This is a genomic window from Corticimicrobacter sp., assembly GCF_040137905.1.
Lineage (GTDB): Bacteria > Pseudomonadota > Gammaproteobacteria > Burkholderiales > Burkholderiaceae_B > Corticimicrobacter.
This window is the reverse complement of the sequence record NZ_JBEFDG010000086.1, coordinates 1-20,603: the sequence shown is the minus strand read 5'-3', so window position 1 is coordinate 20,603 and position 20,603 is coordinate 1. Positions and strand designations below refer to the sequence as shown.

Here is a 20,603-nt window from a genome sequence, read left to right as displayed (position 1 = left end):
CAAGGGGCCTAGAAGAACAGCCTTCCGTCATCCTCATGTCATGTTCGCCCTCTACGATGAAAACGTTTTCATCACATTGGGTCGGAACAGTGACATCCGCCAGGCACACGCCCTCCATCCGTGAAATAGCCCAGGCCGCCGGTGTGTCCCCGGCCACGGTGTCGCGCGCCTTCAACCAGCCTGAACTGCTCAACCCAGGCACGCTGGCCCGTATCCTGGTTGTCGCCAGGCAACATGATTTTCGGCCCAGCCGCGTCGGCAGCAGCCTGCGTTCGGGCAGTACCCGCACGCTGGGCCTGATCGCACCGACCCTCTCCAATCCGGTATTCGCCGAATGCTTCGAAGGTGCCGAACAGCAAGCGCGTGAAGCCGGATACAGTGTCATGCTGACCGCGACCGCCTATGATGCCCAGCGGGAATGCGATGCCGTGCGCAACATGCTGGATCACCGGGTCGAAGGCCTGATCCTGACAGTGGCCAACGCGCACGACAGCCCGGCCCTGGACCTGCTGACACAGACGGGTACACCCTATGTGCTGGCCTATAACGAATCGCCCCGGCACCCCTCCGTTTCGGTGGACAACCACCAGGCTGCCATGGACATGGTGCAATGGCTGGCACAGCGCGGCCAGCGGCATATCGCCTTCGTTTCCGGCCCGCTCTCGGCATCCGATCGGGCGCGCAGTCGCCTGCACGGCGCACAGGAACAGGCTTGCCTGCAGGGCTTGCCTGGGATCGTCCATCTGTCCATGGCGGACCACACCCGCTGCGACGCAGGCACGCTGCGCACTGCGCTGGCGAACAGGCAGCCGCCCCAGGCGCTGTTCTGCTCCAACGACCTGCTCGCCACCTCAGCGATCGGCCTGCTCCAGCAACTGGGCCTGACCGTCCCCAACGACATCTCGGTCTGCGGCTTCGACGGCATGGCCTTTGCCGCCATGCTGCAACCCGCCCTGACCACCGTGTCGCAACCCAGTCACGACATGGGTCGCCAGGCCTGCGCCCTGCTGTTGTCCATGCTTGGCATCACGCATGACGCGGCACCCGCCCCCGCTTTTCCCATCCGTCTTCCCTACCGGATCGTCCCCGGTGGCACCGTCGCCGACGCCGATCTGCCTTCTCCGCCTCTCACAGGAGTGTCCTGTTCATGAAACACCTGCTCAAGCCTCTGCTGCACGTTGCAGCCCTCAGCCTGGGCCTGGTCGCCAGCGCCCAGGCCCAGAACGCCATCTGCTACAACTGCCCGCCCGAATGGGCCGACTGGGGCACCCAATTGCGCAACATCCAGGAGGCTACCGGCATCACCGTGCCTGGCGACAACAAGAACTCCGGCCAGGCCCTGGCCTCGCTGGCTGCCGAGCGGCAGAACCCGGTGGCCGACGTCGTCTACTACGGCGTGTCGTTCGGCATCCAGGCCGCACAGGACAATCTGGTCACCAGCTACAAGCCCGCCCGCTGGGACGATATCCCCGCAGGCCTGAAGGATGCCGACGGCAAGTGGTTCGCCATCCACTCCGGCACGCTCGGTTTCATGGTCAACGTGGATGCCCTGCGCGGCAAACCGGTCCCTCAGTCGTGGGCCGACCTGCTCAAGCCCGAATACAAGGGCATGATCGGCTACCTCGACCCGGCCTCGGCCTTCGTGGGCTATGTCGGTGCCGTCGCGCTCAATCAGGCACTGGGTGGCAACCTCGATAACTTCGACCCCGCCATCGGGTGGTTCCAACAGGTCCAGGCCAACCAGCCCATCGTGCCCAAGCAGACGGCCTACGCCCGCGTGCTGTCGGGCGAGATTCCCATCCTGATCGACTACGATTTCAACGCCTACCGCGCCAAATACAAGGATGAGTCCAACGTCGAATTCGTGATCCCCCAGGAAGGCACCATTTCCATCCCGTACGTCATGAGTCTGGTCAGTGACGCCCCCCATGCAGACAATGGCCGCAAGGTACTGGATTTCGTCCTGTCCGATCAGGGGCAGGCCGTCTGGGCCAATGCCTTCCTGCGCCCCGTCTTCGCCTCGGCTATTTCGCCAGAAGCCCAGTCCCGTTTCCTGCCTGACACGGAGTACGCCCGGGCCGGCACGGTCGACTACGGCAAGATGGCGGAAGCGCAACGCGGCTTTTCGACCCGCTACAGCAAGGAAGTCCACTGATGACACGGCGCGGCTGGATCTGGTTCGCCTTGCCGGCAACCCTCGTCTTCCTGGCCTTCTGGCTGCTGCCGATGATCCGGCTGGCATGGCTGGGCCAGACCGGCCGCGATGGCGGCTCCGCCTATCTGACCGTCCTGTCGGAGCCGCTGTACTGGCGCAGCCTGTTCAATACCGTGCTGCTGTCGGCAGCCGCCACACTGGCCACGCTGATCCTGGCCGTGCCGGTGGCGCGCTTCCTGGCGCACCATCGCGAATTCCAGGGCCGTGGCACGCTGATCGCACTGCTGACATTCCCGCTGGCCTTTCCGGGGGTCGTGGTCGGCTTCCTGATCATCCTGCTGGCCGGCCGGCAGGGCATTCTGGCAGACCTGACCGAACGACTGCTCAATGACCCGGTGGTGTTTGCCTATGGCATGGCCGGCCTGTTCCTGGGTTACCTGTATTTCTCCCTGCCGCGCGCCATTTCCGTCCTGACCGCTGCCGCCGAGCAGATTGATCCGGCCCTGCCGGCCGCTGCCCGCACACTGGGGGCCAACGCCTGGCAGCGTTTTGCCCATATCGAACTGCCGGCCCTGAAACCGGCCCTGATCGCAGCCGGTGCCATGTCGTTCGCCACCAGCATGGGAGCTTTCGGCACGGCATTCACACTGGCGACGCAGATCAATGTACTGCCCCTGACCATCTACAACGAGTTCACCAATTACGCCAATATCCCGGTGGCGGCTGCCCTGTCCATCCTGCTGGGGCTGATCACATGGCTGATCCTGGCCGTGGCCCACCACCTGGCCGATGCGCAACAAGGAGCAGGGGCATGAGCCTATCTCACCAGGCACACCAGACTCTTTCTGGCACCCGCCACATCGCCCCCCCACTCGATGCGCCTTCGCGGCTGGATGCAGGGCTGGGCTGGCTGCTGACCCTGGCCGTCGCCTCGTTCCTGATCGGCCCGGTACTGCTGTCCGTGCTCGCGGGCCTGACCCGCAACTATTTCACCGGCGTGCAAAGCGGCCTGACACTGCGCTGGATCGGCGAAGTCTGGCAGCTTTATTCGGACACGCTGGCCCGCACCGGCATCGTCGCCCTCGGCACCCTGCTGATCTGTCTGCTGACCGGCGTACCGCTGGCCTGGGTACTGACGCTGCATCCGGGCCGCACCAGCCGTATCCTCGAGGAACTGCTGACGCTGCCGGTGGCCGTACCCGGACTGGCCACCGCGCTGGCGCTGATCGTCTCCTGGGGCACGCTGCCGCTGCTGCGCAGCAATACGCTGTTCATCATCATCGGCCATGTCCTGTTCACCCTGCCCTTCATGGTGCGGGCCGCCCGCGCCAGCATGCAAGGTACCGAGCTGATCCAGCTCGACGAGGCCGCCGCCACGCTGGGCAGCTCCCGTCTTAAGCGCTTTCTGGGCATCATCGTGCCCAACGCCCTGCCCGGCATCCTGGCCGGTTCGCTCACCGTGGTCACGCTCTCGGTCGGCGAGTTCAACCTGACCTGGCTGCTGCACACCCCACTGACCAAGACGCTGCCGGTCGGACTGGCGGACAGCTATGCCTCCATGCGCCTGGAAATCGCCTCGGCCTACACCCTGGTCTTCCTGCTGATGCTGCTGCCGCTGCTGGTCGGCCTGCAATGGCTGGCGGCTCGCACGCCGCGCGCTTCTCTCTCCTGATACCCATGACGACCCATCCTCCGACCTCCATCACCCTGCAACACTGCGCCAAGACCTGGGCCAGCGGTCGCCCTGCGCTGCAGCCGCTCGACCTGCATATCCCTGCGGGCGAGATACTGGCCCTGCTCGGACCTTCCGGATGCGGCAAAACCACCTTGCTGCGCCTGATCGCCGGGCTGGAGCGCGCCGATGCAGGCAGTCGCATCCTGTTCGGCAACCGCGACGTAGGCGACCTGCCGGCAGAGCGCCGCAATGTCGGCGTGGTTTTCCAGAACTATGCGCTGTTTCCCAATCTGAATGTGGCCGAGAACATCGCCTATGGCCTGCGCATCCGTGGCGTTGCCCAGGCACAGCAGCGCCAGCGGGTCGAAGAACTGCTGGCGCTGATCCGGCTCGAGGACATGGCCCGACGACGCATACAACAGCTTTCCGGCGGCCAGCGCCAGCGCGTGGCCCTGGCGCGGGCGCTGGCAGTCACGCCCTCTGTTCTGCTGCTGGACGAACCCCTGACCGCACTCGACGCCAAGCTGCGCGATCACCTGCAGACCGAGCTGGCAGACATGCTGCGTACCCTCGGCATCACCACCATCATCGTGACCCATGACCAGCAGGAAGCCATGATCCTGGGCCAGCGCATCGCCGTCATGTCGGCCGGTCGCATCGAGCAGACCGGCTCCGCCCAGGACCTCTATATCCGGCCGGAAAGCGCGTTCGTCGGTGATTTCCTGGGCCAGACCTGCCAGGTACGCGGCATTTTGCACGGAGCCCGGCTACAGGCCGGCCACCTGCCTCTGCGTTTCCGCCCCCATGCGGCCCGCCTCGAACCTTTGCAACACGGTGATCTTGCCGCCACCATCACGGCACGCTATTTTCTTGGGGACCAGATCCGCTATACCCTGCGCCTGGGCGACGGGCAATCGCTGCAGATCACCGCGCCACCCGATTGCGCCTTCCAGGCCGGAGAACAGGCCGGCTTGCGCATCCTGCAATCCGCGGCACATTGAGCCCACGCATCGGCATACAGCACTTACAGAAAAACGACCCGCAGATACCCTTCATGCTCATCGCCCAACTTACCGACCTGCACATCCGCATGCCTGGCCAGAAGGCCTATCGCATCGTCGAAACAGACCGCTGTCTGCCACCCGCCATCGCCGCGCTGAACCGGCTCGACCCACGTCCCGACTGCCTCATCCTGTCTGGCGACCTGACCGATTTCGGGCGTCCGGCCGAATACGCCCACCTGCGCGACATGCTCCAGCCCCTGGACATGCCCTGCTATCTGATCCCCGGCAACCACGATGATCGCGCCGCCCTGCTGGCGGCATTTCCCGACCTGCCCTGGCAGAAGCGGCTCGACGGCTTCGTCCAGTACGCCATCGAGCACCATCCGCTGCGCCTGCTGATGCTCGACACCGTCGTGCCGGGTTCCCCCCATGGCGCGCTGTGCCCACGACGCCTGGACTGGCTGGCCGAGCGCCTGGCCGAACAACCGGGACGCCCCACCCTGATCGCCATGCATCATCCGCCTTTTGACAGCGGCATCGACCATATGGATGCCATCGGACTGCTGGAGGGACGCGCAGAACTGGAGGCCATCGTGGCAGCCTTTCCCAACATCGAGCGGATCATCTGCGGCCACCAGCATCGCACCGTATTCCGGCGTTTCGGCGGTACGCTCGCCTCGATCTGCCCGTCGCCCGCCCATCAGGTCGCGCTGGACCTGCGACCCGACGGCCCTTCCGCATTCATCCTGGAGCCTGCCGGCTTTCACCTGCATCTCTGGCGCGGCAGTGCGCTGGTATCGCATGTCGCCGTGCTGGGCGAGCATGCCGGCCCCTATCCTTTCCATGAAGACAACGGCCAGTTGATCGACGACTGAGACAGCAGGCCCGGTATCAGGCAATCCGGCTAAAACGCACCACGCCATCGGCATCCTGCCGCCGACTCAAGACCCCTTCGAAATACAGGGCATGCAGGTGGGCCAGCGCCTCGCCCATGGCAAACGTCAACTGGTGCAGGTCAAGCTCACGCCGGAACAATACCGGCACGATGTCGGCCGCGCTGCACGGCTCGGCGCAGGCCTCCACCACCTCCTGCAGGCGTGCCGCATGATGCGCGCGCTGCTGGGCAATGCGCTCGTGCACGCCGATGAAAGGCCGACCATGCGAAGGCAGCACCCGCGCATCTGCCGGCAGAGCATGGTAGCGATCCAGCGACATCAGGTAGAGCGGCAGCGGATTGCCTTCGGGCTCGTGGCTGAACACGCTGACGTTGGTGGAAATGCGGGGCAGGACCATGTCGCCGGAAATCAGTACATTCAGGTCGGCGCTGTACAGGGAGATATGTTCCGGTGCGTGGCCATAGCCGATGATGACCCGCCAGTCACGGCCGCCGATCCTCACCAGGTCGTGATCCATCACGCGCACGAACGAGGCCGGCACCGACGGCACCAGATCCGGGTAATAGCGCGCCCGCTGGCGGATCTTGTCGAGCGCCTCGGGATCGCGCAGGCCATGCCGGGCGAAATGGTTCACCGCAGCCTGCCCGGTCGGCCCGCCCAGCCCCTCATCACCGGCAGCAGACCACAAGCAGGCCACGGCATAATCGGTCATGCTGGTCCAGAGAGGTGCCTGCCAGCGCGCGCAGATCCAGTCGGCCAGCCCGATATGGTCGGGATGCATGTGCGTGACCAGGACACGCAACACCGGCAGGCCCTGCAGTTCGTCACGAAAAATGCTTTCCCATTGCGCCTTGACGGTATCGCGGCTGATGCCACAGTCGATCACCGTCCACCCTTCCCGCCCATCGATCTCGTCGCGCAGCAGCCAGGCATTGACATGGTCCAGCGCAAACGGCAACGGCAACCGTATCCAGCGTACGCCGTCAGCTACTTCATGTGCCGTACCCGGTGCGGGCAGAAAATCGCCCAGCGGATAACCGAGCGCCTGTTCCTGATGATTCATGATGCTTGTCCCCTGTCGTTATCTGTCTGTTTGTCAGCGGACTATCTTATCCCGGATATTTACCCGAATACGACCCTTCACAATCTATCAAGCGTGACCCGTACCCCTGCTGCGACAACTTGCCTGGCCCAGGCAAAAAGAGCCGAATCGCCCAGCATCGCCCTGAATGCCTCGACCTCGGCAGGACTGTTGCACCACACATTGCCGCTTCCAATCGAAGGGGTATCTGCCGTTTCCGCAAACCGGAATGTGATCGAAAGCTGGGTCATGGAGTCTGCGGCTTCGTCAGGATCCTCGAGATCCAGCATGATTTGCCGGGTCAGATCCAGTTCGACATGACCTCCTTGTCTGCTCCACTGATAGAGCAGCATGTCGCCATCTTCTTCGATATTCGTCTGGTCAATCCGTTCGGAAACATAGAGCCGGATGAAAAAATCGAAAACCCCGGCGATATCTTTGTCCGCCAGGGCCGGACACGCCGTGACGCCTTCCTGGATGCTTGCGATGCTGCTCATGAGTTTCCCGAAAACGTCCCATCGAGGTAGAGCCAGACGCCCCCGATACACTCGAAGCGACTGGTTTCATGCAGCCGGTCAGCCCGACCCTGCAGGCGGCTGCGCGCCACGAACTCGACCGTGGCATGGGTATCATCCTGGCGCTCGTACCGTTTCACCTGCAGCCCCAGCCACTTGAGTCCGGGCGGATTGGGTTCCAGTGCCGACGGGCGGGTATCGGGATGCCAGGTATCCAGCAAGTAGGGCAGATCATCGAGCACGAACGCACTGTAGCGCGACCGCATCAGCGACTCGGCATCCGGTGCCTGCAGCCTCAACGGTCCGGCATGCCAGCGGCCACAGCAGCGGGCATAGGTCTGGGAACTGCCGCACGGGCAGGAAGAATCGGGCATGGCATGGCTCGGGTCGATGAATATCGAACGCAGTATAGCCACACCCAACCGGTAGCGTCCGTCCCAAGCCGCAGCAGTGCCCCAGCCCCGAAGAGGAAAGCTAGAAAGAATACCTGGCCGTCAGAAGCCAGCTTCTCGGCTCGCCCAGCAGGTTGCCATTCCCCGGATAACTGATCGAACGGTAGTAATTCCTGTCGAACACATTGAGCACGTTGAGCTGGAAATCCAGGTTGCGATTCGGACTGTAGCCGGCCATCAGGTTAACGATGCCATACCCCGACTGGCGTACGGTCGCTTCGCCCGACACAGTACTGTGCGTCCGCCCCTGGATGCGTGCCGACGTCCCGATGCGCCAACCTGCCAACGCGCCATCGAAGGTATACACCGTGGATAACGTCAGCAGGTGCTTCGGCGTAGTCGTCCCATAGCGCAAACCCGCCTGCCCTGCGGTCGAATCTTCCAGGTATTTCGCCGTCACATAGGCATAGCCGGCGAACACGCGCCAATTGTGGGTGACATTGCCGGACAGCTCGGCCTCGAAACCCCGGCTTCTCACCTCGCCCGCAGCCGCATAGCAAGAGATGGCCGTATTCGAGCAAGCTGTCTGCGGTAGTGCATTGGGCAGGTTGGTCTGGTTAATCTGAAATACCGCCAGACTGGCATTGAGGCGGCCATCCAGGTATTCGCCTTTGATCCCCACTTCGTAATTCGTCCCCTCGACGGGATCAAGAAGTCCGCCCCCCGCAGACGTATAGTTCTGCGGCTTGAAAATACCGGTAACGGAACCATAGACCGTGTATTGATCGTTCAAGTCATAGGTCAGTGCAGCATAGGGTGTCAGCTTGCCATGCTCCGTATAGCGCGTTTCGCCCACATAGGTGCCGCTGCGGATGAGATTGTCGTAGGTATACCAGCTCAATCGCCCCCCCAGAAACAGGTTGAGCGGATCAGACAAACTGAATTTGGCCGTGGCATAGCCGCCATACTGGATTTCCTTGCTCTCGCGGCCCCACACCATGTCCCATACCGGATCGGGTGCCTCAACAGAAGCCGCCCAGTCAGCCGGATCGAAGGCATACGGATAACCCGTCGTCACCCATCCTCCCGGGCCGTCATCCTCGACCTTGCGCCGGTGATTGGCCCCTACCGCCAGTTGGTGACTTCGCCCGGCCAGCTCGAACGGTCCCGAAGCGCGCAGATCCAGGGCGGTCTGGCGATGCTGGTAGTGATATTTCCCCGTGTTGTAGAACATCGTATCATCAGCCTGCCGCGCCAATAGCGAAGTACCCGCCATATTCAGCTTGCCCTCCAGCCACGATCCCTTCAGTTCAATCTTCCAGCCATTGTCGAAGGCATGCGTCACTTCGGCAAAGGCCTGCGTGTTCTCCTTGTTCCAGTACGACCAGTAGGGTGACGCGCGGACATTACGGTCGAAGTCATAGAAAGACCCATCGGCACGGGTCGGCAGACCATTCCAGTCCGCGCCAGGATTGTCTTCCCTATTGTGATACCCCCCCAGCGTGACCGTAGTGCGATCCGTGATGTCAGCCTCCAGAATGCCATAGAAAAGGCGACGCTCACGACTGTAGCCCGACGTGAACGTATCGCTGTCGCGCAGCGTCGTCACCACCCGCCCTCGCAACGTACCTGCCTCGTTCAGCGGGCCACCGGCATCCAGCGTCGTACCACGATTGTGCCAACGGCCATACGATGCAGCGACAGAACCGCGAAAATCGGCCGTAGGACGCTTCTTGACCAGATTGATCGATGCAGACGGATTGCCCGCCCCCTCCAGCAGCCCCGTGGCCCCGCGCACAACCTCGATCCGGTCATAGAGATCCAACGTGCCCGAACCCAGCACATCGTCATCATGACCCATCGCCAAACCATCGATCATGATATTGCTGACGCGGAACCCGCGAGCGTTGTACCCGTTACGCTCGCTGGCCGTCGAGGTAACCGTCATGCCGGTCGTGTAGTTGAGTGCATTTTCCACCGTCGTCATGCTGTTGTCGGTCATACGGTCACGGGTCACCACGCTGACCGATTGCGGCGTTTCGCGAATCGACAGGGCCAACGGCGTGGCCGTGCTCATCAGGCCCGTCGTGTAGGAGCCCGAGCCTTCGGTCACCTCTTGCTGCCCGCGCACTGTCACAGCCTCCAGCGCCTGAACATCCTGCCGGGGACGCCTGCGCAGCACATAGCCGCCATCCCGGTTGCGAACCGCCTCGAGCCCCGACCCGGCCAGCAGCACGGCCAGCCCACCGGCAACGTCATAACGACCCGACAGCGCAGGGCCAGGCAGGCCGGCAGTCAACGCGCCATCGATCGCCAGGGCGATGCCTGATTCGGCAGCAAAACGATTCAGCACCTGATCCAGTGTCCCCGCCTCGATACCGTACTGCCGCATGCCGTCCTGCCCCGCTACCACCGGCTGCGCCTGTACGGCACCAGGCCATGCCGTCGCCCCAGCCAGTACGATACCGGTCCCTACCAGCATGTGCGCCAGCCGCACCGAGCGCTGCCGATGCCTGCCGGACACACTGTCCGCCCTGTTCTTTTCCTGACTCATTTCGTTGCCTCGTTCCCGTTGAAAATCGACCCTCACCACGATGAGGTCTCATCTCTTTCCCGAACGAGAATGAAAAAGTGCTACGGCCGCGTGACCGTCACCCAATAAGGTGTGCGAAACACCACCTTGACCGGCAGGGCCTGGGCCAGCATGGCCAGCGTGCGATCGGTATCGTCGAGCGGATAGACACCCGACACGATCAGCTCCGCGACATCCGGATCGCATCGCACGAAACCACTTCGATAACGCGCCACTTCCGCCAGGAAGGTATCCAGCGTCATCCGTTCCGCAATAAGCTGTCCCTGCGTCCAGGCCGGGCGCGGCTGCACCAGTGCGATATCCTGCTGGACGGCATGACGATCGAAGCGCATCTGCCGGCCCGCCTCGAGCCGGGTCGCTGCCCCCTCGGCCAGCCCGCCTGGTCGGACTTCGACAGCCCCTTCGTAGACCGCCACCCGAATACCCTCGTTTTCCTGCGCGACCTCGAAGCGCGTGCCCAGCGCCCGAATCGTGCCATAGTCGGTTTCCACCACGAAAGGCCTGGGCAGCGCATGGGTATCGGGTGCTGTCACAATGAAAATCTCGCCACTGCGCAGCAGCAGACGCCGAGCAGCCGCGTCATAGATGACGTCGAGTGCGCTCGCGGTATTGAGCACGACTTCGCCACCATCGGCCAGGCCAACCCGGGTGCGCTCGCCACGCCCACTCCGATATTCGGCCACCATCGTGCGCCACGGCACAACGTGCCCGCCCAGGGTCACCACGCCACCCACGCCCAGTCCCAGCAACAGGCTGCGCAGCAACGCACGCCGTTCGCGTCGGCGGCGCCCGCCCGCTCCACGCAAAACATCCGCCAGCAATGCACGATCCGGTGCCTGATCCAGCGTAGCGTCGTGCAGCAGACCATTGATGCGCTGCACCTGCTGCCAGGCCCCGGCGTGCCCTGGCTGTGCCAGCCACTGCTCGAATGCCCGACGCTCGACAGCACTCATTTCGCCGGACCAGTGCGTGACCAGCCAGTGCAAAGCCTGCTCATGCAAGTCGAGTGCTGCAGAAGGCAACGATGCCGCCGCCTCCGGTCTGTTGCGGGACGTCATGCCAATGCCGCGCAGCAGGCCTGGGCAGCCTGGAACATGTATTTACGTACCGTTGCCACGGCAATCCCCTGGCGAGCCGCAATGGCGCTATAGGTCAGCCCGTCGAACTGGGACAGCAGGAAAACCTCCCGCACCCTGCCCGGCAGACTGTCGAGCGCACGATCGACCTGCATCAACGCCTCGATGATCAGGGCGCGGTACTCGGGTGATGGCGCATGCGCATCGACCCGGCAGGCCAATGCCTCCAGGTAGGCAGCCTCGATCTGCCGGCGACGAAACAGATCGATTGCCAGCCCCTTGGCAATCTGGGTCAGGAACGCACGGGATTGTCCTGCCGGCGGCAGGCGGCCCGAGCCGATCAGCCGGACGTAGGTATCCTGCGCCAGGTCTGCCGCGTCCTGCCGGTTGCCCAGCCGGCCCTGCAGCCACCCCTGCAACCAGCCATGATGGCGCACATAGAGATCAGCCACCGTAGTGGCACTGGGGCCAGGCGATGATGAGGAAATTTCGGGAGACGACATATCCGGCGCGTCAAGAGAGGAAAGCGCATTCGCAAACAGGAATGCATATCAGGCCGGATTATAAACAGGTTGTGCCAGTTCGACCCGGTTTCGTCCACCGGCCTTGCCGCAGTAGAGGGCTGCGTCGGCCTGTTGCATGGCCTCTTCCAAATCCTCTGCACGGGCGAAGGCATGGGACACCCCAACCGTGATCGTGCACAGCAGGGGCTGCGCGACACCCGATATTCTCAGTGCCTGGGCTTCAATAGCAACACGCAGGCGTTCCGCCAGTTGCATCACCCCCGCCAGGTCGCCCTCCAGGCAAATGACCACAAACTCCTCCCCACCGATACGGCCAACCAGATCACCACGACGCACGGTAGCGCCCAGCACCTCTGCAACATGGCACAGCACCGTATCTCCGACCTGATGTCCATGGGTATCGTTGATGCGTTTGAAATGATCCACATCGACAATCAGCAAATAGGCTGGCGTAGCCTCGCGGGCGTTGAAATGCTGCTTCAGCGCATCCGTCAGGCCCCTGCGGTTAAAGAGCTGGGTCATGGGATCGCGGGCCGCGATGTTGCGCAGTTCATCGGTCAGACGCCGCAGCACCAGCCAGATAATCGAGGGCGGCAGTACCGTGGCCAGCGATGACATGTAGATGTAGAACACCTTTTGAAAGGTGCCATCCATCTGCAGTGCATCCAGGCCCCCCTCCAGCAGTTTCATGAACTTGAGCGCATTCAATACGCAGATGCCGCTGATCAGCACTGCAAAAAACACCATTTCCCCATAGAGATCCCTGGCAAATGTACGTATGCCATAGATCACGGTCATGACCATCACGAAGAACAGCAACGCCGACATACCTGACAGCATCGCGTAACGAGCCACCGGCCCCAGGCTCCACTGCACCAGGACCTGGGCGGCTCCGTACGATACCGAGAAGATCAACAATGGGTGCCACAACGGAACCGAGTATCCGAAAAAGCGCATGGCTCCCAGCCAATACGCAACCGGAGACGCAAGCGAGAACGTATGATTGACCACGCTCATCAGGCTCCAGGCCGGCCCTCCTTCAAGCAGTTGCAGCACATAGGCCAGACCCAGCAACAGATTGCCCATTGCAAAGTAGTCCATCCCCATCTTCTTGCCATGCAGGCGCTTGCTGATCAGCAAGAACATCACCGCAAAACACAGCAGGTGTGCGCATAGCATGCCGACAAGAACGGTTGCAACCATGTTGATCAAGGGGATAGGAATCAGGAGCTGGATTTTCGCATAGAAGAAGCTTTGGAGATCAGGCCAACACCCATGATCATGCTCAGAGAAGCCTTGAACAGAATGATATTCAGAATGCAATTCGGGCTACACGGTCGCGTATCTCTCCTTCCGATCCGGCGGTCGCCTCCTGCGCCTCGTCCTGCTTAACCGTGACATACAGCACATGGCCATCAGGATTAAACGCCAGGCTATTCGGCTGCCCGCCCAATGTCAGTACCCGCAGCACCCTGCCGGTATCGATATCGTATTCTGCCACCGATCCCGACTCGCGCAAGGCGACATACAGGCGCTGCTGGGCTGCCGCCAGCAACATCCCGACCGGACCGCTACGCGCCGGCATTTCCAGCAGGAAATGTCCTGTCTGGACATCGACCGCCACCACCCGATTGCCTGCTCCCTTTGTCATATAGGCCGGCACCCAGGTCTTGCGCATTTCCTCAATGAACGCCAACCCCTGATCGACCATGAACAATCGCCGCGCCTTGTGATCGAACACAAGATTCAACGGCTGATCCACGTCGAGTTCCCGCTGCTGTCGCAAAGCCAGAGTGTCTGCATCGAACTCGAACAACTGCCCCTGCAAATTAGACACAAAAACGCTGCGGCCATCGATATCCAGCGCAATGCCTGTCGCCACGAACCCCAGTCCCGGCAAGACCCGCTCCACAGCCTGTGTGCCGAGATCCACGACATACAGCGCGCTGTCATCGAACCATAGCCCGGGCATGAACAACCGACCGGTCACCGTATCGACAACCATTTCCCGGAAATGGTGCGGCAAACGCCCCATGCCATCCGCTGTTCGTACAGGCTCCGCCAACCTGATGGTTGCGCGTACCCCCCCCTGATCAATATCCACCACCGAAACAGCAGCATCCAGGCTATGCCCGACATACAACCGTCCGGACGCATCGTCCAGCGCCAGCCCGAAGCCCCGCAGTGGCAATGTAATCGTGGACTGCACGGCCAATGTCACCGGATCCAGCCGCAACACGCGTGATACGGCATCCGGCGCATGCCTATCCCCGGCCGAGACAACAAAAACGGCATCCTGCCGCTCGCTGTACACCAACTCGTACAACCCCTGTGCCAACACGCGCTGCGTCACCGTGCCGCTCCCAGCCATCTCCTGCCCATGTCCGGCCATCTGCGCGGCACAGCCACCCAGCCACATGACCGAACACAACCACAACACACTCCATGCAACACGCATCGTTTTCTCCTGTCCGCCCATGCCGGACTATCCGTTATATGCAAATCCCTCGAGGCTGCGCCACAGTCGACCGGGTACGAAGCACACCCAGCCACACGAGCCACGCACCCAGCACCAACAACACTAAATCCACACACCAGGACGGCATGGAAGACGTCCATGGCCGTCCCCACAGCCATGCCATATCCGACCATCCAGCCAGCACCAGACACGACCCCGTCCAGACACTCTGTCTGTACAGGCCGTAATATGCACACCACCCCGGACGCAACAACGCCAATAGCAGCCAGCATATCCAGCAGCTCCAGAACACCCAGGTCTGCATCTGTGGCCCAATCGATATTGCTGCCGGCAAACTGCTCGCCAGCAGCAACGTCGACCAGCCTGTCACCAGCCCGCCACAGCTGCCCACCAGCCAAGCCTGAAATCGCAGCACATCCGCCCCTTGGGCCTGCCTGCGCCGCAGCCAAAGAAACAGCCCGCTGGCAACGAGCACAGATGCCGACAATCCTGCCAATGCATACAGCAGCGTCACTGCGCCCCCTCCGTAGCGCGCAAAATGCAGCGGCTGGATCGCGGCGAATGCCTGCAACCAGAAACCACGCCCGCTCACGCTGTCGTGGCGCAATGGCAGCGCATCCGACAGCCGGTAGTGATCTCGCTCGAATACTGCCGTACTGAGCAGGCCAGCACGCACCCCCGCCACCGTCACAACAGCATCGCCCCCTGTCTCGGGCCGGACATCAAGCAGCTGCGGTCGGCTGCCAGGATAGTCACGCTCGTGACGCCGCAGCACGGCATCCAGGCCTCCCCGCACAGCGCTGCCTGGTGCCAGCAGGCTGTCACCCTCCCTTATCGCCGAGGGTGGAGCAGGCATCAGCTCCTGCATGGTCTGCCGTACACCGCCCTCATGCACAAAACGCGCCAGCGTGACTGTCCCCAATGCCCCCAGCCCCGATAACACTCCCGTCAGAGCGATCAGCAGCCACATCGGCAACAACCATAGTCCCAGCCAGCGATGGAGGTCGCCCAGCAATACGCGTAGCCCCTGCCGCCAACGGATACGCCACAGCATGCGACCATGCCTGGGATGCAATACGATGCCCCCCACCACCAACGCCAGCAACGCAAAACCAAACAGGCTGACCAGGATGCGCCCTGGGAACTCCAGCAAGAGATGGCGATGCAATTCAGTTGGTAATCGTGCCAGTACGCCACGGTCCGGTTCCAGGCGTCGCAACCCTGAGCTATCCAGCCACACCTCGTCATCTGGCTTGTCACGATGAGCCGATGCTTCCCGAACAGCCACATAACGCGTCAGTGTCGTCGGCAGCACGATACTGTATGGCGTGTTTCCGTCCAGCGTCAGCCACCCCATGGCCTGTGCATGGGCCAATACCCTGTCCACTTCGCGTACCTGCACAAGCGGCCCCTGTGCACTCCGTGCTTCCCTATAGGACAGTATGTCCTTGAGCAGGGCCAACGTTCCGGAAAAACAGAGCACAAACAACATGCCACCGCAGACCAGGCCAACCCAGCCATGAATGGCAAACAGTTGCTTGCGAAGGCGTGGCAAAACACACCCGCACACTGTCAGACCCCATGCCAATACCCCCAGGAAGATGCCGGCGTACAAACGATTCGTCCCTCGCATATCGGGGTAAAGCAACGCAACGGCAACCGCGACTGCCACCCCGATGATGCCACCGCCACACAGGGCCGCCAGCCAGCGGCCCATGCCACGCCAACACACCTCAATACTCCGCCCGCAACGTCAGCATGACGCTGGCCGGCTCACCATAGCGATTGTTCCAGGCCGGGCTGAACAGCCCCTGGTAGTAACGACGGTCAAACAGATTGTTGATATTGAGCGCCGCCGACACTTGCTTGTCGATTTGCCAACCCAGCCGCATATTGACCAGCGCATAGCCGCCCTGGCGCAACGTCACCCCGCCCGACTCCACCGTGTAGGCACTCTGCGCCTGCATGCCCAGGCCGATACTCCAGCGTCGCTGCTGCCAGGGCAAGGTATAGTGGGTCCATATCCGGACGATGTGCTTGGGGGTAAAACTGGCAAACGGCTGCCCCTGCGACGAAGCATCGCGAAGATATTCCGTCGTATTGAAGGTATAGCTGGCAGACACGCCCAGATTTCGGGACAGGCGTCCATCGATCTCGGCCTCCACGCCACGGCTTTCAACCTCGCCGTCTGCAATGTAGTAGCAGACCGGACCGGCGCAAGGATGTGCCGGATCCTGTTGGGCACGATTTTTCTGGCGCAGCTTGAATGCGGCCAGAGACACGTTCAACAGGCCCTCTGCCAGCTCTCCCTTCACGCCCAATTCGTATTGCGTGCCTTTCATGGGGTCCAGCAACGCACCTTCCCAGGTTGTCTGTGTCTGCGGCTGCAGCACTTGGGCATAGCTGGCATACAGCGACCACTCTGGTGTGACGTCATAGATCAGCCCGCCATAAGGGGTGAACTTGTGATCGACCTTGGCACGCGCCGCCGACGTTTTCTGCTCCCACTGGCTGACACGCCCGCCCGCCACCAACGTCCAATCGTCTGAGATACTGAAACGGCCCACGCCATAGACCCCAGACTGCGTGACCCGCGTCGGGCCGCGCGAGGCATAGCTCCCCACATCCGGCTCAGCCACGCTGCCAGGATCCCAGTCAAAGATATCGACGGGCGCATTGACTGCACTCAAGAAAGGAGCCGATAGCTGTTCGGTCCGGGTACGCTGTCGATTGAAACCGATCGTCGCATCATGCTGCCGCCCCAACAAGGCAAATGGCCCGCTGATATAGCCGTCGATACTGGTCTGGCGATTCTCGAAACGATATGTCCCTCCCGACAACCTGGGGCCCATCCCTGTGGCCGGATCGACTGCGCCGTTGGCACCCGCATATTTGAGATCAGCATCCCCGGTCAGATGGTTGAAAGCCAGCTTGGCGCGCCAACCGTTGTCAAACGCGTGTTCCAGGTCAGCAAAAAAGCGGGTATTGTCCCAGTCAAACCGATCCCAATCGACATCCAGATAGGTCGAACGCGGCAACCCGATATCCCCCCCATCTTTGTAAAACGGCACGCCAGCCATATTGGTCACAGACCGGATATGCTGACGATGAAAGCCCGCGGACAACGTAGTATCGGAAGCCAGATCGAAAGCAGCCACGCCATAGGCATTGGTCGATTTCTGTTCTGCCACCCGGTAGAAAAATCCCCGGTCTTCATGGCTGAGCACCAGCCGCGCACGCAAACGCCCCTCTGTATCGAGCGGGCCACCGATATCGGTCTCGGCACGATAGCGATCCCAACTGCCTGCGCCGAGGCTACTGTTCCAGAGGAATGTCTGCGGTGCCTTCTTGGGCACCAGGTTGACCGTTGCCGCCGGGTTGCCCATCCCATGCAACAGGCCGTTGGCACCACGCAGGATTTCTACCCGTTCGTACATGGCCATATCCTGCGGTGCGCTGGCAGTCTGTCCCATCAAAACAGGCACGCCATCCTGCTGGAACGCATCGACGGCAAATCCGCGCGCATAGTAGCCTGTCGTCAGGCCGACATAGGGTCGCACAGTAATACCCGGTGCCTGCTGCATGACATCATCCAGACTCTGCAGGTTCTGTTCCTGCATTCTCTGCGCGTTGATGATGGTCACCGACTGAGGCGTTTCCCTCAGGCTTTGTCCGGTCTTGAACAGGCTGGCTCCCGCTTGCGTCTGTCCTCTGACCGTCACAGGTGATAACGTGGATACCGCAGACCCATGGCTCTCGTCCTGCACGCTATCGCTACCATTATCCGGCTGCACTCCGGCGGCAGTTGCCGCACCGGCCCAGGCCGCATATACGATGACCAGCATCGTGCGGCACGCCGTCTCCCATGGCCTGGCACCGACCCTGTCCTGTTGCTTCTGAATCATGATTCCTGTCCGATCGAAAATTTAGATCAATTCTAGGAATCATTTGCTTTAGCAAATAACGGTTGCCGCCAGATTTCTGGCGATTGCGGCTCAGTATTTCCGAATGTTCCTGGGAGATATCCCGAAACGCTGGCGAAACGCCTTGCTGAAATGAGAGTCGGTATAACCGCAGCGCCACGCCACCTCGGACACGCTCATGCCACGCGAAACCAGTAACCGATAGGCCTGCTGCAGCCTCTGCTCGCGCACGAAGTCGTACACCGAACAACCATACTGCATCCGAAAGCCTGCCGTCAGCCGACTGACACTCAAACCGGCCTCGCGTGCCAGGGTGGGAAGTGAAGGCGTTTCCATCAGTTGCGCCAGCAGCCGGTCGCGCACTTGTTGCAGTCGGTTTGCCTCTCGTACCGATATCGCAGTATCCGGCCTCCGCACAGTACCCGCCGACACCAAATCAGCCAGCAGCAGCGCCACCATTTCCAGCCCCTTGCCAATGCGATAAAGCTCACCGCTGGCACCGTCCAGGGGACACGACATAACCTGGCGGCCGAGCGCCTGCATCGTGTGGCTGGCATGGCCACCCAGCACCCACATCGAGGCCGGGACATTGCGATAGCCACCTTGCCGCTGCCGTAACTGCTCCAGATCGTCTACCAGCAACCGTTCCGAAAGCGCCTGCGGCAAGCGGATGACCACATAATCCAGGCTGTTCTGTCCGCAAAAGCGATTCCATTCTTCGAATGGCTGCTCACTGAAGCACAGCTGGAATGCAGGACCGCTGACCTGTCGCGCTGCCGAACCCGGCAACACACTCTCCAGGCTGCCACCCAGCAGCAAGGCTAATTTCAGCCCCGCACCATTTTGCTCCTGCACGGGCGCGCGCAGGCCGGGCGACAAGGAGCCAGCATTAAGCACCATGCCCATCAGCCCATCCGCATCACGACTGCCTTTTTTATCGGACTGCGCCAGCATCTCCTCTCCACCCCGACAAAATGATTGATACGCGTTCTCTTTTGATGATTCTACAATATCGCTGCTACCACAAAGTCATCCCACAATAAAAACCCCGGCTGCCTCCAGGCAAGCCGGGGTATGGTGCCACGCGAGCGTGACAGCCAACTATCAGGCGTTCAGATCCAGCACCACACGGCCATTGATCTGCCCGGCATGCATGCGCTTGAAAATATCATTGACGTTTTCGAGACGATCCGCCGTGACCGTGGCCTTGACCTTGCCCTCACCCGCAAACTCGAGCGACTCCTGCAGGTCGAGACGCGTACCGACGATAGAACCGCGCACAGTAGTGCCATTGAGCACCATATCGAAGATCGACAGCGAGAAATCACCCGGCGGCAGGCCGTTGAGGGCGATGGTGCCGCCGCGCCGGGTCATGCCCATGGCCTGCTGAAAGGCAATGGGAGAAACCGCCGTGACCAGTGCGCCGTGCACACCACCGATTTCCTTCTTGAGATACGCAGCAGGATCGGTATTGCGGGCGTTGACTGTGACTTCTGCGCCCAGCGAACGGGCCAATGCCAGCTTGCTGTCGTCCACGTCCACCGCAGCCACATTCAGGCCCATGGCACGTGCATACTGCACGGCCACATGACCCAGGCCACCGATGCCCGAGATCGCCACCCACTGTCCTGGCTTGGCCTCCGTCATTTTCAGGCCCTTGTAGACCGTCACGCCAGCGCAGAGGATAGGTGCAATTTCGACAAAACCGACATTGTCAGGCAGCTTGCCGACATAGTCGGCTGCCGCCAGCGCATATTCGGCGAAACCGCCATTGACTGAATAGCCGGCGTTTTGCTGGCTCTCGCACAGCGTTTCCCAGCCGCCCAGGCAATGCTCACAATGGCCGCATGCCGAATACAGCCAGGGAATGCCGACCCGGTCGCCTTCCTTCACGTGCGTCACGCCTGCGCCCACCGCCACCACGTGACCCACGCCCTCGTGGCCCGGGATGAACGGCGGGTTCGGCTTGACCGGCCAGTCGCCCTCGACCGCATGCAGGTCGGTGTGGCACACACCGCACGCCTCGATCTTGACCAGGATATCACCCGGTCCCGGACGTGGCACCGTGACTTCCTCGATCTGCAGTGGTTGGCCGAAAGTGCGCAGCACTGCCGCTTTCATGGTGGTCTGCATAAAACGTCTCCTTGGATGCAATCAGAAAAAGCCCAGGGCGTTGGGGCTGTAGCTGACCAGCAGGCACTTGGTCTGCTGGTAGTTCGACAGGGCCACCTTGTGGGTCTCGCGGCCAATGCCGGAATGCTTGTAGCCACCGAAGGCCGCATGCGCCGGA

General features: G+C 61.9%; 19 protein-coding genes. 6 read left to right on the top strand and 13 right to left on the bottom strand.

Annotated features, from left to right (window positions below; all coding sequences use genetic code 11):
• The first annotated feature begins 89 nt into the window (after positions 1-89).
• From ABN482_RS14185 to ABN482_RS14160, 6 genes are read left to right on the top strand one after another with little or no spacing between them, the layout of a single operon-like run.
• A complete protein-coding gene (locus tag ABN482_RS14185; RefSeq protein ID WP_349504594.1) occupies positions 90-1,151 on the top strand; it encodes a LacI family DNA-binding transcriptional regulator in 1,062 nt (353 codons plus the stop codon).
• Positions 1,148-2,155, top strand: a complete 1,008-nt coding sequence (locus ABN482_RS14180; RefSeq protein WP_349504593.1) for an ABC transporter substrate-binding protein — start codon at positions 1,148-1,150, stop codon at positions 2,153-2,155. Before ABN482_RS14185 ends, ABN482_RS14180 begins: the two co-directional genes overlap by 4 nt.
• Positions 2,155-2,970 (top strand): ABC transporter permease, encoded by an 816-nt coding sequence (locus ABN482_RS14175; protein WP_349504592.1) that lies wholly within the window; start codon positions 2,155-2,157, stop codon positions 2,968-2,970. Before ABN482_RS14180 ends, ABN482_RS14175 begins: the two co-directional genes overlap by 1 nt.
• Positions 2,967-3,827, top strand: coding sequence for an ABC transporter permease (locus ABN482_RS14170; protein WP_349504591.1), 861 nt, complete (start codon positions 2,967-2,969; stop codon positions 3,825-3,827). Before ABN482_RS14175 ends, ABN482_RS14170 begins: the two co-directional genes overlap by 4 nt.
• 5 nt (positions 3,828-3,832) lie before the next feature.
• Complete coding sequence (locus ABN482_RS14165) at positions 3,833-4,831, top strand: ABC transporter ATP-binding protein (protein ID WP_349504590.1); 999 nt, start codon at positions 3,833-3,835, stop codon at positions 4,829-4,831.
• Positions 4,832-4,884: 53 nt separating this feature from the next.
• On the top strand, positions 4,885-5,709 hold the full coding sequence (locus ABN482_RS14160; RefSeq protein ID WP_349504589.1) for a phosphodiesterase: 825 nt from the start codon (positions 4,885-4,887) through the stop codon (positions 5,707-5,709).
• Positions 5,710-5,725: 16 nt separating this feature from the next.
• Here the strand turns inward: ABN482_RS14160 and ABN482_RS14155 are convergent, their stop codons facing one another.
• The 13 genes from ABN482_RS14155 to ABN482_RS14095 all read right to left on the bottom strand — a co-directional run.
• Positions 5,726-6,793, bottom strand: coding sequence for an MBL fold metallo-hydrolase (locus tag ABN482_RS14155; protein WP_349504588.1), 1,068 nt, complete (start codon positions 6,791-6,793; stop codon positions 5,726-5,728).
• 77 nt (positions 6,794-6,870) lie between these two features.
• Positions 6,871-7,308 carry a hypothetical protein gene (locus ABN482_RS14150; RefSeq protein WP_349504587.1) on the bottom strand — a complete coding sequence of 146 codons (438 nt, stop codon included), beginning with the start codon at positions 7,306-7,308 and terminating at the stop codon, positions 6,871-6,873.
• Complete coding sequence (locus ABN482_RS14145; protein WP_349504586.1) at positions 7,305-7,700, bottom strand: YchJ family protein; 396 nt, start codon at positions 7,698-7,700, stop codon at positions 7,305-7,307. The genes ABN482_RS14150 and ABN482_RS14145 overlap by 4 nt, the downstream gene beginning before the upstream one ends.
• Before the next feature lie 100 nt (positions 7,701-7,800).
• Positions 7,801-10,272 (bottom strand): TonB-dependent siderophore receptor, encoded by a 2,472-nt coding sequence (locus ABN482_RS14140; RefSeq protein ID WP_349504585.1) that lies wholly within the window; start codon positions 10,270-10,272, stop codon positions 7,801-7,803.
• An 80-nt stretch (positions 10,273-10,352) separates the two neighbouring features.
• Positions 10,353-11,369: a FecR family protein gene (locus ABN482_RS14135; RefSeq protein WP_349504584.1), complete on the bottom strand. Its 1,017-nt coding sequence runs from the start codon at positions 11,367-11,369 to the stop codon at positions 10,353-10,355.
• On the bottom strand, positions 11,366-11,890 hold the full coding sequence (locus ABN482_RS14130) for a sigma-70 family RNA polymerase sigma factor (RefSeq protein ID WP_143859428.1): 525 nt from the start codon (positions 11,888-11,890) through the stop codon (positions 11,366-11,368). The genes ABN482_RS14135 and ABN482_RS14130 overlap by 4 nt, the downstream gene beginning before the upstream one ends.
• 48 nt (positions 11,891-11,938) lie before the next feature.
• Positions 11,939-13,114: a GGDEF domain-containing protein gene (locus tag ABN482_RS14125; RefSeq protein WP_349504583.1), complete on the bottom strand. Its 1,176-nt coding sequence runs from the start codon at positions 13,112-13,114 to the stop codon at positions 11,939-11,941.
• 109 nt (positions 13,115-13,223) lie between these two features.
• On the bottom strand, positions 13,224-14,369 hold the full coding sequence (locus ABN482_RS14120) for a YncE family protein (protein WP_349504582.1): 1,146 nt from the start codon (positions 14,367-14,369) through the stop codon (positions 13,224-13,226).
• A gap of 34 nt (positions 14,370-14,403) precedes the next feature.
• Positions 14,404-16,107 carry a PepSY-associated TM helix domain-containing protein gene (locus ABN482_RS14115; protein WP_349504581.1) on the bottom strand — a complete coding sequence of 568 codons (1,704 nt, stop codon included), beginning with the start codon at positions 16,105-16,107 and terminating at the stop codon, positions 14,404-14,406.
• A 16-nt stretch (positions 16,108-16,123) separates the two neighbouring features.
• Complete coding sequence (locus ABN482_RS14110; RefSeq protein ID WP_349504580.1) at positions 16,124-18,295, bottom strand: TonB-dependent siderophore receptor; 2,172 nt, start codon at positions 18,293-18,295, stop codon at positions 16,124-16,126.
• A gap of 90 nt (positions 18,296-18,385) precedes the next feature.
• Positions 18,386-19,267, bottom strand: a complete 882-nt coding sequence (locus ABN482_RS14105; protein WP_349504579.1) for a helix-turn-helix domain-containing protein — start codon at positions 19,265-19,267, stop codon at positions 18,386-18,388.
• A 150-nt stretch (positions 19,268-19,417) separates the two neighbouring features.
• Entirely contained in the window at positions 19,418-20,446 is a 1,029-nt protein-coding gene (gene adhP, locus ABN482_RS14100) for an alcohol dehydrogenase AdhP (protein ID WP_349504578.1), read from the bottom strand.
• 21 nt (positions 20,447-20,467) lie between these two features.
• Positions 20,468-20,603, bottom strand: a 136-nt coding sequence (locus ABN482_RS14095; RefSeq protein ID WP_349504453.1) for an aldehyde dehydrogenase family protein, incomplete at its 5' end; no start/stop codon positions are given.

Excerpts from the sequence above, each read along its gene's own strand:
- ABN482_RS14180 (WP_349504593.1), top strand. The coding sequence starts at position 1,148 with ATGAAACACCTGCTCAAGCCTCTGCTGCACGTTGCAGCCCTCAGCCTG.
- ABN482_RS14175 (WP_349504592.1), top strand. The coding sequence starts at position 2,155 with ATGACACGGCGCGGCTGGATCTGGTTCGCCTTGCCGGCAACCCTCGTC.
- ABN482_RS14170 (WP_349504591.1), top strand. The coding sequence starts at position 2,967 with ATGAGCCTATCTCACCAGGCACACCAGACTCTTTCTGGCACCCGCCAC.
- ABN482_RS14165 (WP_349504590.1), top strand. The coding sequence starts at position 3,833 with ATGACGACCCATCCTCCGACCTCCATCACCCTGCAACACTGCGCCAAG.
- ABN482_RS14160 (WP_349504589.1), top strand. The coding sequence starts at position 4,885 with ATGCTCATCGCCCAACTTACCGACCTGCACATCCGCATGCCTGGCCAG.
- ABN482_RS14155 (WP_349504588.1), bottom strand. The coding sequence starts at position 6,793 with ATGAATCATCAGGAACAGGCGCTCGGTTATCCGCTGGGCGATTTTCTG.
- ABN482_RS14150 (WP_349504587.1), bottom strand. The coding sequence starts at position 7,308 with ATGAGCAGCATCGCAAGCATCCAGGAAGGCGTCACGGCGTGTCCGGCC.
- ABN482_RS14145 (WP_349504586.1), bottom strand. The coding sequence starts at position 7,700 with ATGCCCGATTCTTCCTGCCCGTGCGGCAGTTCCCAGACCTATGCCCGC.
- ABN482_RS14140 (WP_349504585.1), bottom strand. The coding sequence starts at position 10,272 with ATGAGTCAGGAAAAGAACAGGGCGGACAGTGTGTCCGGCAGGCATCGG.
- ABN482_RS14135 (WP_349504584.1), bottom strand. The coding sequence starts at position 11,369 with ATGACGTCCCGCAACAGACCGGAGGCGGCGGCATCGTTGCCTTCTGCA.
- ABN482_RS14130 (WP_143859428.1), bottom strand. The coding sequence starts at position 11,890 with ATGTCGTCTCCCGAAATTTCCTCATCATCGCCTGGCCCCAGTGCCACT.
- ABN482_RS14125 (WP_349504583.1), bottom strand. The coding sequence starts at position 13,114 with ATGGTTGCAACCGTTCTTGTCGGCATGCTATGCGCACACCTGCTGTGT.
- ABN482_RS14120 (WP_349504582.1), bottom strand. The coding sequence starts at position 14,369 with ATGCGTGTTGCATGGAGTGTGTTGTGGTTGTGTTCGGTCATGTGGCTG.
- ABN482_RS14115 (WP_349504581.1), bottom strand. The coding sequence starts at position 16,107 with ATGGGCCGCTGGCTGGCGGCCCTGTGTGGCGGTGGCATCATCGGGGTG.
- ABN482_RS14110 (WP_349504580.1), bottom strand. The coding sequence starts at position 18,295 with ATGATTCAGAAGCAACAGGACAGGGTCGGTGCCAGGCCATGGGAGACG.
- ABN482_RS14105 (WP_349504579.1), bottom strand. The coding sequence starts at position 19,267 with ATGCTGGCGCAGTCCGATAAAAAAGGCAGTCGTGATGCGGATGGGCTG.
- adhP (WP_349504578.1), bottom strand. The coding sequence starts at position 20,446 with ATGCAGACCACCATGAAAGCGGCAGTGCTGCGCACTTTCGGCCAACCA.